Source organism: Pseudomonas sp. EL_65y_Pfl1_R83, assembly GCF_963970695.1.
Lineage (GTDB): Bacteria > Pseudomonadota > Gammaproteobacteria > Pseudomonadales > Pseudomonadaceae > Aquipseudomonas > Aquipseudomonas tritici.
On sequence record NZ_CAXAQI010000001.1, the window covers coordinates 425,533 to 439,943 of the forward strand.

13 protein-coding genes are annotated in these 14,411 nt (G+C 62.0%); 7 read left to right on the top strand and 6 right to left on the bottom strand.

Annotation, left to right across the window (positions count from 1 at the left end; translation table 11 throughout):
- From AACY08_RS01955 to AACY08_RS01975, 5 genes are all read right to left on the bottom strand, one after another.
- Complete coding sequence (locus tag AACY08_RS01955; protein WP_339467638.1) at positions 1–876, bottom strand: ABC transporter permease; 876 nt, start codon at positions 874–876, stop codon at positions 1–3.
- The gene (locus tag AACY08_RS01960) at positions 873–1,829 is read right to left on the bottom strand and encodes an ABC transporter permease (RefSeq protein ID WP_339467641.1); all 957 of its coding nucleotides are present in this window, start codon (positions 1,827–1,829) and stop codon (positions 873–875) included. Before AACY08_RS01960 ends, AACY08_RS01955 begins: the two co-directional genes overlap by 4 nt.
- 13 nt (positions 1,830–1,842) lie before the next feature.
- Positions 1,843–3,480: an ABC transporter substrate-binding protein gene (locus AACY08_RS01965; protein WP_339467643.1), complete on the bottom strand. Its 1,638-nt coding sequence runs from the start codon at positions 3,478–3,480 to the stop codon at positions 1,843–1,845.
- Positions 3,481–3,575: 95 nt separating this feature from the next.
- Positions 3,576–4,850, bottom strand: coding sequence for an NAD(P)/FAD-dependent oxidoreductase (locus AACY08_RS01970; RefSeq protein WP_339467645.1), 1,275 nt, complete (start codon positions 4,848–4,850; stop codon positions 3,576–3,578).
- A gap of 22 nt (positions 4,851–4,872) precedes the next feature.
- Positions 4,873–5,541, bottom strand: a complete 669-nt coding sequence (locus AACY08_RS01975) for a haloacid dehalogenase type II (RefSeq protein ID WP_339467647.1) — start codon at positions 5,539–5,541, stop codon at positions 4,873–4,875.
- A gap of 1,106 nt (positions 5,542–6,647) precedes the next feature.
- Here AACY08_RS01975 and AACY08_RS01980 point away from each other — a divergent pair.
- Together AACY08_RS01980 and AACY08_RS01985 are read left to right on the top strand one after the other, a co-directional pair.
- Positions 6,648–7,499 carry a GNAT family N-acetyltransferase gene (locus AACY08_RS01980; protein ID WP_339467649.1) on the top strand — a complete coding sequence of 284 codons (852 nt, stop codon included), beginning with the start codon at positions 6,648–6,650 and terminating at the stop codon, positions 7,497–7,499.
- Between the two features lie 22 nt (positions 7,500–7,521).
- A complete protein-coding gene (locus tag AACY08_RS01985) occupies positions 7,522–8,235 on the top strand; it encodes a cupin domain-containing protein (protein ID WP_339467651.1) in 714 nt (237 codons plus the stop codon).
- A gap of 20 nt (positions 8,236–8,255) precedes the next feature.
- Here AACY08_RS01985 and AACY08_RS01990 read toward each other — a convergent pair whose 3' ends face one another.
- The gene (locus AACY08_RS01990; RefSeq protein WP_339467654.1) at positions 8,256–9,140 is read right to left on the bottom strand and encodes a LysR family transcriptional regulator; all 885 of its coding nucleotides are present in this window, start codon (positions 9,138–9,140) and stop codon (positions 8,256–8,258) included.
- Between the two features lie 94 nt (positions 9,141–9,234).
- On the opposite strand from AACY08_RS01990, the gene AACY08_RS01995 reads away from it, so the two are divergent.
- From AACY08_RS01995 to AACY08_RS02015, 5 genes are all read left to right on the top strand, one after another.
- Positions 9,235–10,371, top strand: coding sequence for a DSD1 family PLP-dependent enzyme (locus tag AACY08_RS01995; RefSeq protein WP_339467657.1), 1,137 nt, complete (start codon positions 9,235–9,237; stop codon positions 10,369–10,371).
- A complete protein-coding gene (locus AACY08_RS02000; protein WP_339467659.1) occupies positions 10,361–10,765 on the top strand; it encodes a RidA family protein in 405 nt (134 codons plus the stop codon). The genes AACY08_RS01995 and AACY08_RS02000 overlap by 11 nt, the downstream gene beginning before the upstream one ends.
- Positions 10,762–11,943, top strand: coding sequence for an NAD(P)/FAD-dependent oxidoreductase (locus tag AACY08_RS02005; protein ID WP_339467661.1), 1,182 nt, complete (start codon positions 10,762–10,764; stop codon positions 11,941–11,943). The genes AACY08_RS02000 and AACY08_RS02005 overlap by 4 nt, the downstream gene beginning before the upstream one ends.
- The gene (locus tag AACY08_RS02010) at positions 11,940–12,770 is read left to right on the top strand and encodes a GNAT family N-acetyltransferase (RefSeq protein ID WP_339467663.1); all 831 of its coding nucleotides are present in this window, start codon (positions 11,940–11,942) and stop codon (positions 12,768–12,770) included. Before AACY08_RS02005 ends, AACY08_RS02010 begins: the two co-directional genes overlap by 4 nt.
- A gap of 157 nt (positions 12,771–12,927) precedes the next feature.
- Positions 12,928–14,388, top strand: coding sequence for an aldehyde dehydrogenase family protein (locus AACY08_RS02015; protein ID WP_339467665.1), 1,461 nt, complete (start codon positions 12,928–12,930; stop codon positions 14,386–14,388).
- Positions 14,389–14,411: the final 23 nt, after the last annotated feature.

Here is a 14,411-nt window from a genome sequence, read left to right on the forward strand (position 1 = left end):
TCAGTGGCCTCCCGTGCGTCGACTGCGTCGTGATGACAGGTAGTCGATCAACAGATTCACACCGATGGTCAGTGTGCCAATGGCCAACGCTGGAATAATGATGGCCGGCGCGCCCTGATTGAGGCCGCCGATGTTTTCGCGCACCAGCGAGCCGAGGTCGGCGTCTGGCGGTTGCACGCCAAGGCCGAGAAAACTCATGCCACTGAGCAATAGCACGATGTAGCCGAAACGCAGCCCCAGGTCGGTCAGCACCGGGTTGAGCATATTCGGCAGGATTTCCATGCACGCCACGTACAAACGGCCTTCGCCGCGCGTACGCGCCACCTGCACATATTCCAGGGCTTCGATATTGACCGCCATACTGCGGGCAACACGGAACGAGCCGGGGATATAACTGATCACCGCCGTGCAGATCAGCAGCGTGACTGACGAGCCAAACGCCGAGACCATGATCAGTGCAAGCATTTTGCTTGGGATCGAAATGAAGGCGTCCATGATGCGGCTGATGATTTCGTCCAGCCACTTGGGCGACACCACCGACAGCAGCGCACACCCGGTGCCAAAGGTACTGGCCAACAACGCCGCCACCAACGCCAGCCCGACCGTGAATCGCGCGCCCACCAATACCCGGCTGAGCATGTCGCGGCCCAGGTAATCAGTGCCGAACGGATGAGTGAGGCTGAAGCCTTCGAAGATGTTATCGGACACCACTTCACCCACCGGGTGTGGCGCCAGCCAGGGGCCCAACAGCGCCACCAGCAACCAGGCGACGCACACAACGGCGCCCAAAAGGCCCAGCCACGACGGGCCGCTGGAAACCTTGGCGAGGGCCAGGGCGGAGGACAGGGGCTTGGATTTCGCAATGAGCGGGTTCATTGGTTTCTCAGCCTCGGATTGGACAGGATTGCGCACAGGTCGGCGAGCAGCACCAACGCCAGGTAGGCCGCGCAGAACAACATGGTGCACGCTTGCACCAGCGCCATGTCACGGTTGGTCACAGCATCGACCATCAAGCTGGCAATGCCGGGGTAGTTAAAGATGGTTTCGACGATCACCACCCCGCCCAACAGGTACGACAGGCTCAGGGCGATGGCATTGGCAATCGGCCCGATCGCATTGGGCAGGGCATGGCGCAGCACGATGCGTATGGGACTGACGCCTTTGAGCCGGGCCATCTCCACGTAGGGGCTGTCGAGTTGGTCGATCACGGCGGCGCGCGTCATGCGCGCCATTTGCGCGACGATCACGCAGCACAGGGTCATCACCGGCAAGGCATAGGTACGCATGAATTGCAGCGGTGAGGTGATGTCGCTGGCGTAGGACAGCGCCGACAACCAGCCGAGGTTGACCGCAAAAACCAGCACCGCCAGGGTCGCCACCAGAAACTCCGGCACCGCGACCATGGCCAGTGTGACAAAGCTCAGACAGCTGTCGATGCGCCCGCCCCGGCCCATCGCCGAGCCGATACCGAGTACCAACGCCACCGGCACCGAGACCAGTGCAGTGACGCCCGCCAGCATCAGGGTGTTAGGCACGCGACCGGCCATCAGTTCACCCACCGGCATCGCGTTGGAGACCGACACGCCCATGTCCCCGGTGAGCAGGCTCATCAACCAGTGCAGGTACCGCAACACACCGGGCTGGTCCAACCCCAGCTTCAGGCGCAGTGCCGCCACCTGTTCAGGGGTCGCGAACTGGCCGAGGGATTGTTGCGCCGCGTCCCCCGGCAGTACCGCCGTGATCGCAAACACGACCATGGACACGATCAACAAAGTCACGGCCCCGGCGCCGAAGCGCCGGGCGATCAACCACAGTGTATTGCTATTCATCGTACCGTCCTCCTCACGCGTCCAACCACACCTGCTCGGCAAACATGTAGCCCATGAAACCGCCCAACGGGTTGGTGCCGTAGCCTTTGACGCGCTGGTCCACGCCGTCAATGTTGCTGATGAACACCGGCACGCCGATACCGCAGTGGTCGTGCACCAGGGTCTGCATGTCGCCATACATTTTGGCGCGCTTGGCGTCATCGGTTTCGCCACGGGCCAGCATCAGCAGTTGGTCGAACTGATCGTTCTGCCAGCCGGATTCGTTCCACGGCGCCTTGGACTGGAAGAACTGCGAGAACATCACGTCGGCATTCGGCCGTGGGTTGATGTTGCCGAAGCTCAGCGGGTGCTTCATCCAGTGGTTGGACCAGTAGCCATCACTTGGCAGGCGGTTCACGTCGAGCTTGAGCCCGGCCTGTTTGGCCGATTGCTGCAACAGCACAGCAATGTCCACCGAGCCGGTGGCGGCAGGCGATGCCATGACGGGCATGGTGATGCTTTCCATGCCGGCTTTCTTCAGCAGGAACTTGGCTTTTTCCGGGTCGTAGACCGTCTGGGGCAAGTCGGTGTTGAAGTAACGCGAACCCGGCGCAATCGGGTGATCGTTGCCGACCACCGCAAACCCACGGAACACCGCGGACTTGACCTGCTCACGGTCGAGCAGCAGCTTCATGGCCTGAGTGAATTCCGGACTTTTGCCGGGCAACTGGTCCTGGCGAATGATCAAGTCAGTGTAGTTGCCCGACGGCGCATCCACGACCCGGTGTTTGGCACTGGCGGCGATGCGCGTGGTGGAACGCGGGTTGACCTCGTTGATCATATGCACATCGCCCGACAACAGCGCGTTGACCCGCGACGGTTCGTCGGCGATGGCGATGAATTCGATCTCGTCGAGGTACGGCAGGCCCGGTTTCCAGTAGTTTTTGTTGCGCACGGCAATCGAGCGCACACCCGGCTTAAACTCGCCGACGGTGAATGGCCCGGTGCCGATGCCTTTGTTGAACTCGGTGGTGCCTTCAGGAACGATCAACAAATGCGACACGGCGAGGATCGACGGCAGCTCGGCGTTTGGCGCGCTGAGGCGAATTTGCACTTCGTTCGGTCCACTGGCCTTGATCTCGGCGAACTGCTCCATCAGTGGCATGACCTTGGAACCGGTCAGCGGGTCCTTGTGGCGGCTGAGCGAGAACACCACGTCGGCGGCCGTCAGGGCCTTGCCGTTGTGGAAGGTCACGTCTTTGCGCAGGGTGATCGTCCACACGGTCGCGTCGGCATTGTCGATACGCTCGGCCAGTTCCAGTTGCGGCACCAGGTGCTTATCAAAGCGGGTCAGGCCGTTGTAGAACATGTAGTGGCGTGCGTAGTCGGTGGACAGCGCGCCCTTGGCCGGGTCGAGGGTATCGGCGGTGGAGCTGGACATGCCGGCGACACGGATCTTGCCACCGGGCTTGCCTTTGCCCTCAACGGCGGCTTCATCAGCGAACAACTTACCGGCACTGCCGAACAGGCTGCCCGCACCGACGGCGGCCACACCGGCAACGCCGAGCATTTGCAAAGCGTTGCGGCGTGACATGCCGCGATTGAGACTTTCAAACACCCGCAGGCTTTCCTGGCCGGAAATGAGCTCGGGTGTGTTTTTGTTGTCTGTCATAGCAAGGCTACCTGTCGATAATCGGAAGAATCGAGTGCTCACGGATGTCCGGAGCGTCCTGGAAACGCAAACGACGGTGACGCAACAACGGCAACTCAGTGCAAATAGTCCTGGAAACGGTAATAGGCGCCCACGAACGGCAGGAACCAGGGTTTGCCGAAATGCCCGGGAATCGCCGGCCATTCGAGTTCACGCCACGGGTTGGCCGCCGTGTTGCCAGCCATGACGTCGGCCATGACCTGGCCCATGTGCACCGACATCTGCACGCCATGGCCGCTGTAGCCCATGGAATGGAACACGCCGCCATGCTGGCCGGCGCGGGGCAGGCGGTCGGACGTCATGTCCACCAGCCCACCCCAGCAGTAGTCGATTTTTACCCCCGCCAACTGCGGGAACATGTTCAGCATCGCCGCTTGCAGCACCTTGCCGCTCTTGGCGTCGGAGACGCTGTCGGACATGGCAAACCGCGCACGCCCACCAAACAGCAGGCGGTTGTCCGGGGTCAGGCGAAAGTAGTTGCCGATCATGCGGCTGGTTACGTACGCGCGGTGCTGCGGCAACAATTGGTCGATCAACGCCTGAGGCAAGACTTCGGTAGCAATCACGAAGCTACCCACCGGCACGATGCGCCTGCGGTACCAGCCAAGGTCGCCATGCTGACAGGCGCCGGTGGCCAGCAAGACTTGCCCGGCGTGCAGCGACCCCTTGGTGGTATTGACCTGATAACCACCGGCCTGGGCCTTCCAATCCTTGACGGCCGTGTGCTCGTAAATCATCGCACCACGTCGCGCCGCCGCTTCGGCCAACCCGACGCCAAAGCGCCCGACATGCATCTGCACGCCATTGCGTTGCAGCAAACCGCCATGGAACTGCGCCGAGTTGACTTCGGCGTGGGTCTGTTCGGCGCTGAGCAGCTCGACATCGGCATCCACCTCCTGGCGGATCAACTCGCACGTGCGGGCCAGGCCTTCGTAATGCATGGGCTTGGCCGCCAGCTTGAGCTTGCCGTTGCGCACCAGGTCGCAGGCGATCCCTTCCTGCTCGACCAGCGCCACCACGCTCTGTACCGCGCTTTCATACGCCTGGTAATAAGCGCGCGCCTTGGCGGCACCTAGGCTGGCGTGCAGCCCGGCGTAATCCTGGGCCACGCCGGTGTTGCACTGCCCACCGTTACGCCCTGAGGCTTCACCGATCACGCGCCCGGCGTCCAGCACCACGACGCTGGCGCCCTTGAGCGCCAACGCCCGCGCTGCCGCCAGGCCGGTAAACCCACCGCCGACCACAGCCACGTCGACCTGCTTGGGCAAGCCGCCCAACTGGGCACCAGTAAAGGCCGGTGCGGTGTCGAGCCAATAGGATTCACTGCCCATGTCTTACCCTCAAGGTGCGCGTTTACAGACCGACCAACGCCGGCAACCCACCGATATCGGTGATCTGCTGGTAACCATAGAACGCATTGGCGGGCACTTCGTGGCCACGGGCAACAAAGGCTTTGTTCTTGATCTTCATGTCATGGGCCGAGATCAGGTCATAACGGAAGCTGGAAGATACATGCAAGATGTCTTCCGGACCGCACCCGAGGTTGTCGAGCATGAATTCAAACGCTGCCAGCCGCGGCTTGTAGGCCTGGGCCTGTTGAGCCGTGAACACTTTATGGAACGGCGCGCCGAGCTTGTCGACGTTGGACATGATTTGACTGTCCATCGCATTGGAGAAGATCACCAGGGGAATCTTGTCGGCAATCTTCGACAGACCGGCTGGCACGTCCGCATGGGGGCCCCAGGTCGGCACGGCGTCGTAATACAGCTGGCCTTCTTCGCGGTAATCGATACCCCAGCGCTTGCAGGTACGGGCCAGGGCGGTCTTGAGAATTTCATCGTACGGACGCCAGTCGCCCATGACCTGGTCGAGGCGGTAGGCCGAGAAGTCCTTGACGAACTGGTCCATCTGCTCAGGGGTGATGCGGTCAGCGAACAGCTCGCGGGTCATGGTGCCCATATGAAAGTTAGTGAGCGTGCCGTAGCAGTCGAACGTAATGAATTTGGGACGAAGAAAGCTCATTGAGTGCGGTCCTGGAGTCAGTTGAATGTGACAAGCGTTCGCTGCCCTGGCGGCGCGTCGGCCTCGTTGCAGCACAGGTTCATTACACCACTGTGAAATCAGCATATGCCGTCTAAAACGACCTGTGCTCAATACAAACCACCGTTTTGGGGGTTGGGCTCAGCAGAGTTTGCGGTGCGCGCCAGGCTTGGGCAGAGCCTTTGTTTGTGCGCTTTTATGGGGATTTTGGGGTGGGGAGGCTTGGGGATGGGGGGTTGAGGCGGCAGAAAGTTTGGTTGGAGGATTGGGTGCATATCCGTTTCTGCGGTGACGGCTGATATTGGTTTCGCCCTTACGGCGAGTCACTTTGCAAAAGCGGCAAAGTAACCAAAGCGCTCTTGCCCCACCACTCGGCACCTCGCCTAGGCTCGGTGTGCCTGAGATCAAGATCACAAGCCAGATCAAAAGCAGGTGTGACATGCGCTGCCGATCTGCTTTTCTGTGGGAGCTGGCTTGCCTGCGATGCTGGCAACTCGGTACACCAGACTGACCCGGTTGATGCTATCGCAGGCAAGCCAGCTCCCACATTGAACCGAGTTCGACATACAAAACCGGTCGGCTGTCAGGCCGCCATAGATCAAAAGCTGGCCGATATCCAACTACTATGTGGAGATCTAAATGTGGGAGCGGCAGTGCGACGATTCGACTTGCTCGCGAAAGCGGTGGGCCAGTCAAAAATATAACAACTGACACGTCCTCTTCGCGAGCAAGCCCGCTCCCATAGTTTCGACCGAGTTCGACCAAACAATACGGTCGGCTTTCAGGCCGCCGCGCTTTTGATCCTGATCTGGGGCGAAGCGTTTTTGGTTACTTTTTGCGCTCTTCAAAAAGTGACCCGCTGTAAGAGCGGAACCAATAGTAGCCGTTACCTAAATAACGGATATGCACTCAATAATCCCCTCTAGCATTTGCTGCTGACCCCACACTGCAATTAAGTACTAACTATGGTCTCTCCCACCAACACACACCAAATCTACCGAATATTCCCGCCCCTCTTGCCAGCCCCCAACACAGGTGGGATACAAGCACCCAGCACCCCACCAACAACGCAAAAACGGAGCCTCGCCATGTCCGCCCTGCCACACCCCGCTTATACCTACCGCCCGATGACAGTGGCCGACCTCCCCGCCGCCCACGCCTTGTCAGTGCAACTCAAATGGCCCCACCGCCTGGAAGACTGGGCGATGTTGCAACGGGTCAGCGACGGCTTCGTGGTGATGGACGGCGAACGCCTGATCGGCAGCGCTTTCACCTGCCCCCAAGGCGATTACGCGACTATCGGCCTGGTGATCGTCAGCAATGACTACCAAGGCCAAGGCATCGGCCGTCGCCTGATGGAAAAAGCCCTCGCCGCATGCGATTCACGCACTCCCGTCCTCAACGCCACCCTCGCCGGCGCGCCGTTGTATGCCAGCCAGGGATTTGTCGAATTCGGACGCGTGCAACAGCATCAGGGCCAGGCGCTGGTACCCGCCCTGCCGGACCTGGCCGAAGGCGAAACCTGCCGCGCGCTTAACGCCGATGATCACACCATTCTGCTTGCCCTCGCCAACGCCGCCAGCGGCCTGGACCGCCGCGAAGTGCTGCGCGACCTGCAGGTCGAACACGCCGTGGGCATCGAGCGCGATGGCCAGCTACGCGGTTTCGCCCTGCTACGCCCGTTTGGCCGTGGCCGCTGCATCGGCCCGGTGGTGGCCGAGAACCTTGACCAGGCCAAGCACCTGATCGCGGCATTGCTGGCGCATGTGCCGGACGCCTTTGTGCGCATCGACATTCCCGTGGTCTGCGGCCTCAGCGACTGGCTCGAGAGCGCCGGCCTGAAAAACATCGACACCGTCGCACAGATGGCCCTGGGCACGCCGCCCAAGGCCAGCCAAGGTGTATACCCGTTTGCCCTGATCACCCAGGCGATCGGCTGACTTTCCTCCCGGAGCACTCCACATGTCATCTCCCCAAATCCTGCTGTTGGCTCACGCCGACGGCAGTCGCGTTGCCACGTCCTTCGATCACGCAGCGTTGAGCGCACGTGACCCCTTCGGCGACAGCCGCCAACTCGCCTGGCTGGGCGACGATGGCGTGTCCGCAGGCTTGGTGCAGTTCAGCGGCGAAGCCGTGATCGAAGACTTCCCCCACAGCGAGACGCTGGTGGTGCACGCCGGCCATGTGGTACTCAGCAGCGCAGGACAAACGCTGGAACTGGGTGTCGGCGCCAGCGCCGTGATCGGCCGTGGTACCCACCTCACCGTACAAGCGAGTGCCAACAGTGAATGGGCGTTCTGCGCCCTCGACCTGTCCGACGCACCTGCCTGCCCCGGCCTGACCTTCCTCGACCCGTACACCCTGCTCAACCCCTCGGCCGCCCCGGAGCCTGCGATCCTGATCGGCCCCGCGCCGCAGTGCCGCGCACTCAACCTGTTCGACGACGCGGCCACCGAATTGCGCATCGGTATCTGGGACTCAACGCCTTACGCCCGCCACGGCCGCCCGCACAAGTTGCACGAGTTGATGCACCTGCTCGAAGGCAGTGTCACGCTGCAGGATGACAAAGGTATCGACGTTACCGTCAACACCGGCGACACCGTATTCGTCGCCAAAAACGCACCCTGCGCCTGGACCAGTACGGTTTACGTACGCAAGGTGTATGCGGTGAAATAACCGAGATCAGCGCAAGCTGATCACACCTTCAACGCCTCTTCCAGAAACGCCACCAACGCCTGCACGCGCGGGCTGCGAAGCTTGCGCGACGGCACCAGCAGGTTGACTGGCGCGCTGTCAAAACTCCAATCGGCCAGTACCCGTACCAGGCTGCCGTTGGCGATGGCGTCGCTCACGTCCCACTGCGAACGCAGCACCAACCCCAGCCCTTGCTCGGCCCAGCGCCGGGCGACGCTGCCATCGTTGCTCAACAAGACGGGCTCGATGCGCAGCGTCTTGCGCCCCTGGCCCTTGCGCAGATGCCACAGCGTGACGTCTTCATCATTTTCACGAATGCAAATGCAGCGATGCGCCGTGAGCTCGTCCGGCGTCGACGGCACGCCCTGCGCTTGCAGATAAGCCGGGCTCGCGCATAACCAGCGTTCGTTCGGCGACAGTTGCCGGGCCGTCCACAGGCTGTCATTGAGGTGGCCGATATGAATCACTGCGTCGCTGTCATGCCGGTCAGGCCAGGGCGTCTCACGCAAATCCAAGTGCAGGCAAAGCTGCGGGTGCAAACGTATGAAGCGCGCCAGCAACGGCGCGAGTCGCTGCCGGCCAAAGCCAAACGGAGCCGCCAGCCGCAACGTGCCCACCAGCCTCTCGTCCTTTTGCCTGAACGACTCCGGGAGCGCCTCGAGTTGTTCCAGCAGCAGCGCGCTTTCACGCGAAAACCGCTCGCCATCGGCCGTCAGGCTGAGACGTCGCGCATCGCGATTGGCCAGGGTCAGCCCCAGCAGCGTCTCCAACTTACGCAGGCGCATGGAGAGCGCTGGCGGCGAGACGTTCAGCGCCCTGGCCGCTGCACTCAGCGACTCCGAACGTGCAAGCGTCACGGCGAGACGCAGGTCTTCGATGGAGATCATTCAATTTTACTTAATGATTGATGAGCCTGGATTGAACCACACCTTAAGGATGCCTGAGTAGAGTGTTGCCGTACCCAGCCATCCGAGTCCTCTCATGCCCACGCCGATTGCCTCTCTCGACACGCCAGCAGCGCTCATTGATGTCCCGCGAATGCAGCGCAATATCCAGCGTATGCAGCAACGCATGGACAGCCTAGGCGTTCGCTTGCGCCCCCACATCAAAACCAGCAAGTGCCTGCCCGTGATCGAGGCGCAGCTCGCTGCGGGTGCCAGCGGCGTCACGGTTTCCACCTTGAAAGAAGCGGAGCATTGCTTCACCCAAGGCATCCGCGATGTGTTCTACGCCATTGCCATTGCACCAGGCAAATTACCCCAGGGGTTGGCACTGCGGCGCAACGGTTGCGACCTGAGCGTGCTCACCGACAGCGTCCAAGGTGCCCAGGCCATCGTCGCGTTCGCCCAGCAACACGATGAACGCTTCGACGTGTGGATTGAAATCGACTGCGACGGCCATCGCTCCGGCCTGGCCGCTGAAGACCCTGCGCTTATCGATGTCGCGTCCATCCTCAGCAGCGGCGGTATGCGCCTGCGCGGTGTGATGACCCACGCCGGTTCCAGTTACGAGCTGGACACCCTTGAAGCCCTGCAAGCGCTGGCCGAACAGGAACGCGACCTCTGCGTGCGCGCCGCCGAGAGCATCCGCGCAGCCGGGTTGGCGTGCCCGGAAGTCAGCATCGGCTCCACGCCCACAGCGCTCTCGGCGCTCAACCTCGACGGCGTCACCGAAGTGCGCGCAGGCGTCTATGTGTTCTTCGACCTGGTCATGCACAACATTGGCGTATGCCGGGCAGACGAGTTGGCGTTGAGCGTGCTGACCACGGTGATCGGCCATCAGCCGGACAAGGGCTGGATCATCACCGACGCCGGCTGGATGGCCATGAGTCGTGACCGCGGCACGCAGCGTCAGCGCCAGGACTTTGGCTATGGGCAAGTGTGTACCGAAGCGGGCGACTGGATCGATGGGGCGCTGGTCACGGGCGCCAACCAGGAACATGGCATCATCACCCTGGGCGCCGCCAACAGCGGCGAGATTGCCGCGCGCTTCCCCATCGGCAGTCGCCTGCGCATCCTGCCCAACCATGCCTGCGCCACCGGCGCGCAGTTCCCGGACTATCACGCCCTCGACGCCGACGGCGCGGTGCACACATGGAGTCGACTGCATGGCTGGTAATCTCAAGGTGATTCATGCGGCAGACGCGGCAGCGCCGGGCGGGCACTATTCGCAGGCGGTGGCCCACGCCGGCGTGGTGTACGTGTCCGGGCAATTGCCGGTACGCGCCAATGGCGAACACAGCGCCGATCAACCGTTTGAGATTCAGGCGTCGATTGCCCTCGACAACCTGATGGCGATCCTCAGGGAAGCCAGACTGAGCCCCCGCGACCTGCTCAAAGTGACGGTGTATGTGGTCGGGATAGAACATTGGCCGGCGTTTGACCGCATTTATGCACACTATTTGGGCGACCACCGGCCAGCCCGCGCCGTGGTACCTGTCCCAGTGCTGCATCATGGTTACCTGATCGAAATCGAAGCCGTGGCCCGAGGCGCACAAGAGGAGCCTTCATGAACGCGCAAAAAAGCGATGTTTTGATCATTGGCGGCGGCATCATGGGCGCCTCATCGGCGTTTTTCCTGAGCCGGCGCGGCCGTGCGGTCACGCTGCTGGAGCGCGACCAGATTGGCCAGTACGCCAGCGGCGTCAACTTCGGCAACGTTCGTCGCCAGGGGCGTTATCTGGGGCAGCTTGAATTGGCCAACCGTTCCTGGGCGCTGTGGAAGCGCCTGCCGGAACTGATCGACGATGACCTCGAATTCATCCCCAGTGGCCACATGCGCGTGTGTTACCGCGAAGACGAAATCGCCGAGTTGGAGGCCTATGCCGCCGCACCGGAAGCCGCGCAACTGGACTTGAAAATCTATCGCGGCGCCGAGCTGCATCAACGCTTCGGCTTCCTTGGCCCGGAGGTCAAGGGCGGCTCCTACGCGCCCCACGACGGTCACGCCAACCCACGCCTGGCCGCCCCGGCGTTTGCCCGTGCGGCGCGTCGCCTCGGGGCGCGAATCGAGGAAAGAACCGAAGTGGCCGATGTGCAGAAGGTCAACGGCCTGTTCCACGTCACCACCACCGATGGGCAGTTGTTCGTCGCAGAGCAATTGCTGATTACCGCCGGCGCCTGGGCGGCCCGGTTGTCCGAGCAATTCGGTGAGCCGGTGCCGCTGGAACCCAACGGCCCGCAGATGTCCGTCACTGAACCGGTGCCCTACGCGTTGCCGACCGTGATTGGCGTGTTCACCAAAATCAAGGAAGAGGTGATCTACTTCCGGCAGATCCCACGCGGCAACATCATCATCGGCGGTGGTAACCGTTGCGCCCCGGATATGGTCAACCGACGGGCGTTTTTCAAGCCGGAAAGCTTGCTTAACCAGATGCGGCAGATGCGCCGACTTTTACCGGGCGCCGAGAAGCTCAACATCATCCGCGTGTGGAGCGGCATCGAGAGCTACACACCGGACTCGCTGCCGGTGATGGGCCCGAGCGGCATGGTGGACGGGCTGTTTTATGCGTTTGGTTTCTGCGGCCATGGCTTCCAGCTCGGCCCTGGCGTCGGCGATGTCATGGCCGAATTGATCAGCACCGGCAGTACCAGCACCTCGATCAGTCCCTTCGATATCCGCCGGTTCACACAGCCATCAATGACAGCGCAGCTGTCCACAAGCCTTCTCAGTACAGGAAAACTCATATGACCCACGCCTACACGTATCGCACGGCTACCGCGGCAGACATGCCCGCCGCCCACGCGCTCTCCGTGCACCTCAAATGGCCGCACCGCGAGGAAGACTGGGCCATGGTGCAGCGCACGTCGGAAGGCTTTGTCGCTGAGCATGAGGGTCAATTGGTGGGCGTGGCGTTCGCGTGCCACCAGGGTGCCTATTCCTCCATCGGCCTGGTGATTGTGAGCGATCAACATCAAGGCAAAGGCATCGGCCGCCAGTTGATGCAGCGGTGCCTGGACGCGGCAGCCCCGCGCACGCCGATCCTCAATGCCACCGAGTCAGGCGCGCCGTTGTATGCAAGCATGGGGTTCGTTGATTTCGCGCGCATTCAGCAACACCAAGGGGTGCCGCAGACGCCGGCGCCCTTTGCACAATGTCGTGCGTTAAACCTGGCCGATTACCCTCAGGTGATTGAATTGGCCAATGCCGGCAGTGGACTGGACCGTACTGCAGTCCTCAACGACCTACTGCCAACGGCCGAGCACGTCGTCGGCATCGATGTAGACGGGCACCTGAAAGGTTGCGCCCTGCTCCGTCGCTTTGGTCGCGGCCATATCATTGGCCCAGTGGTCGCACAGGATCTGGACCAGGCCCGACAGTTGATCAGCCACCTGCTGCAGTTGATTCCAGGCGCTTTTGTGCGCTTCGACATTCTCAGCGAGTGTGGGTTGGCTGACTGGCTGGAAAACCTGGGACTGCCCTGCGTTGATCGGGCGCCGAGGATGGTACTGGGCGTGCCGCCGCAATCGCGCGACGGGATCAAGCAGTTTGCGCTGGTGACTCAAGCAATCGGCTAGGGCTCAGCATGATGCAAGGCCAGCCCGCCGGATACAGCAGATTATTCCTTGCTGGCTTGAACAACGGCATCTTTTGCCTGGGCCGTTTTGTTAGCGTATCCAGACGCCAGGCCCCCGCTGTTCGCAGCGCTTATCACCGCTCCAAGGAGCTCGTTGGATGACCACACTCTCTTCGAATAACGACAGCGTTGATCTGCCAACGTCTCAGCAGTTTTACATCAACGGCTGTTGGACGCCCCCTGCCGTCCCGGCCAGTTTGCCGGTGGTCAACCCGGCCACTGAAGAGGTGGTGGCCGAGGTGGCGCGCGGCTCGGCCGAAGATGTCGATCGCGCAGTCGCGGCGGCGCGCGCAGCGTTCCCCGCGTGGTCGGCGCGCTCCGTCGAGTCACGCGCGCAAATCCTCGGAAAAATCCATGCGTTGATCCTTGAGCGCAAGGAAGCGCTGGCGCAGGCGCTTTCTCTGGAGATGGGCGCTGCCATCAGTTTTGCGCGAGCCATGCAGGTGCCGCTGGCGGCCGAACACGTTCGTGTTGCACGTGACCTGCTGTCCAGCTACCGCTTTCGGACGGTGGAAGGCGGCACTGCGATTGAACGCGACCCCATCGGGGTGTGCGGTCTCATCACGCCGTGGAATTGGCCGCTGTATCAAATCACCGCAAAAGTTGCCCCGGCCATCGCCGCCGGGTGCACCGTGGTCTTGAAACCCAGCGAACTGTCCCCCCTGAGCGCCCTGCTTTTTGCACAACTGCTGCACGACGCAGGCTTACCACCCGGCGTGTTCAACCTGGTCAACGGCAGCGGTCCGGAGGTGGGTGCAGCCATCGCGGCGCACCCCGACATCGACATGATCTCAATCACCGGTTCAAACCGCGCCGGCGCACTGGTTGCACAGGCTGCCGCGCCTACGGTGAAACGTGTCACACAGGAATTGGGCGGCAAGTCGCCGAATCTGCTGTTGCCTGACACAGACTTCGCCAAGGCTGTGCCGCTCGGCGTGCTGTCGGCGTTTCGCAACGTCGGGCAATCGTGCAGCGCGCCGACCCGGATGATTGTGCCCAGAAACCGCCTGGCGGAGGTCGAGGCACTGGCCGCGCAGACTGCCAATGCACTTATCGTGGGTGACCCGCAATTGGAAGAAACGCAACTGGGCCCCATCGCCAACCGCGCACAATTCGATCGCGTGCAAGCGATGATCGAGGCGGGCCTCGACGAGGGTGCAAAACTGCTGTGCGGTGGGCCAGGGCGTGTGCCGGGTTTTGCAAAGGGCTTCTATACCCGACCGACTGTGTTCTCTGAAGTGGCCACTGCCATGCGCATCGCTCAAGAGGAAATATTCGGCCCGGTGCTCTGCATCATTGCGTATGACACAGTCGATGAAGCCGTGGCTATCGCCAACGACACGGTTTACGGGCTGGGCGCCCACGTTCAGGGGCAAGACCTTGAGCTTGCGCGGGCGGTCGCCTCGCGCATTCGCGCCGGGCAAGTGCACCTGAACTACCCGGCCTGGAACCCCATGGCGCCCTTCGGCGGTTATAAGCGCTCGGGGAATGGGCGCGAGTACGGTATCTATGGTTTTGAGGAATACCTGGAAACCAAAGCCATCGTTGGCTTCGGCTGATACACGTTACCGACTGGCGAGCG

Excerpts from the sequence above, each read along its gene's own strand:
- AACY08_RS01955 (WP_339467638.1), bottom strand. The coding sequence starts at position 876 with ATGAACCCGCTCATTGCGAAATCCAAGCCCCTGTCCTCCGCCCTGGCC.
- AACY08_RS01960 (WP_339467641.1), bottom strand. The coding sequence starts at position 1,829 with ATGAATAGCAATACACTGTGGTTGATCGCCCGGCGCTTCGGCGCCGGG.
- AACY08_RS01965 (WP_339467643.1), bottom strand. The coding sequence starts at position 3,480 with ATGACAGACAACAAAAACACACCCGAGCTCATTTCCGGCCAGGAAAGC.
- AACY08_RS01970 (WP_339467645.1), bottom strand. The coding sequence starts at position 4,850 with ATGGGCAGTGAATCCTATTGGCTCGACACCGCACCGGCCTTTACTGGT.
- AACY08_RS01975 (WP_339467647.1), bottom strand. The coding sequence starts at position 5,541 with ATGAGCTTTCTTCGTCCCAAATTCATTACGTTCGACTGCTACGGCACG.
- AACY08_RS01980 (WP_339467649.1), top strand. The coding sequence starts at position 6,648 with ATGTCCGCCCTGCCACACCCCGCTTATACCTACCGCCCGATGACAGTG.
- AACY08_RS01985 (WP_339467651.1), top strand. The coding sequence starts at position 7,522 with ATGTCATCTCCCCAAATCCTGCTGTTGGCTCACGCCGACGGCAGTCGC.
- AACY08_RS01990 (WP_339467654.1), bottom strand. The coding sequence starts at position 9,140 with ATGATCTCCATCGAAGACCTGCGTCTCGCCGTGACGCTTGCACGTTCG.
- AACY08_RS01995 (WP_339467657.1), top strand. The coding sequence starts at position 9,235 with ATGCCCACGCCGATTGCCTCTCTCGACACGCCAGCAGCGCTCATTGAT.
- AACY08_RS02000 (WP_339467659.1), top strand. The coding sequence starts at position 10,361 with ATGGCTGGTAATCTCAAGGTGATTCATGCGGCAGACGCGGCAGCGCCG.
- AACY08_RS02005 (WP_339467661.1), top strand. The coding sequence starts at position 10,762 with ATGAACGCGCAAAAAAGCGATGTTTTGATCATTGGCGGCGGCATCATG.
- AACY08_RS02010 (WP_339467663.1), top strand. The coding sequence starts at position 11,940 with ATGACCCACGCCTACACGTATCGCACGGCTACCGCGGCAGACATGCCC.
- AACY08_RS02015 (WP_339467665.1), top strand. The coding sequence starts at position 12,928 with ATGACCACACTCTCTTCGAATAACGACAGCGTTGATCTGCCAACGTCT.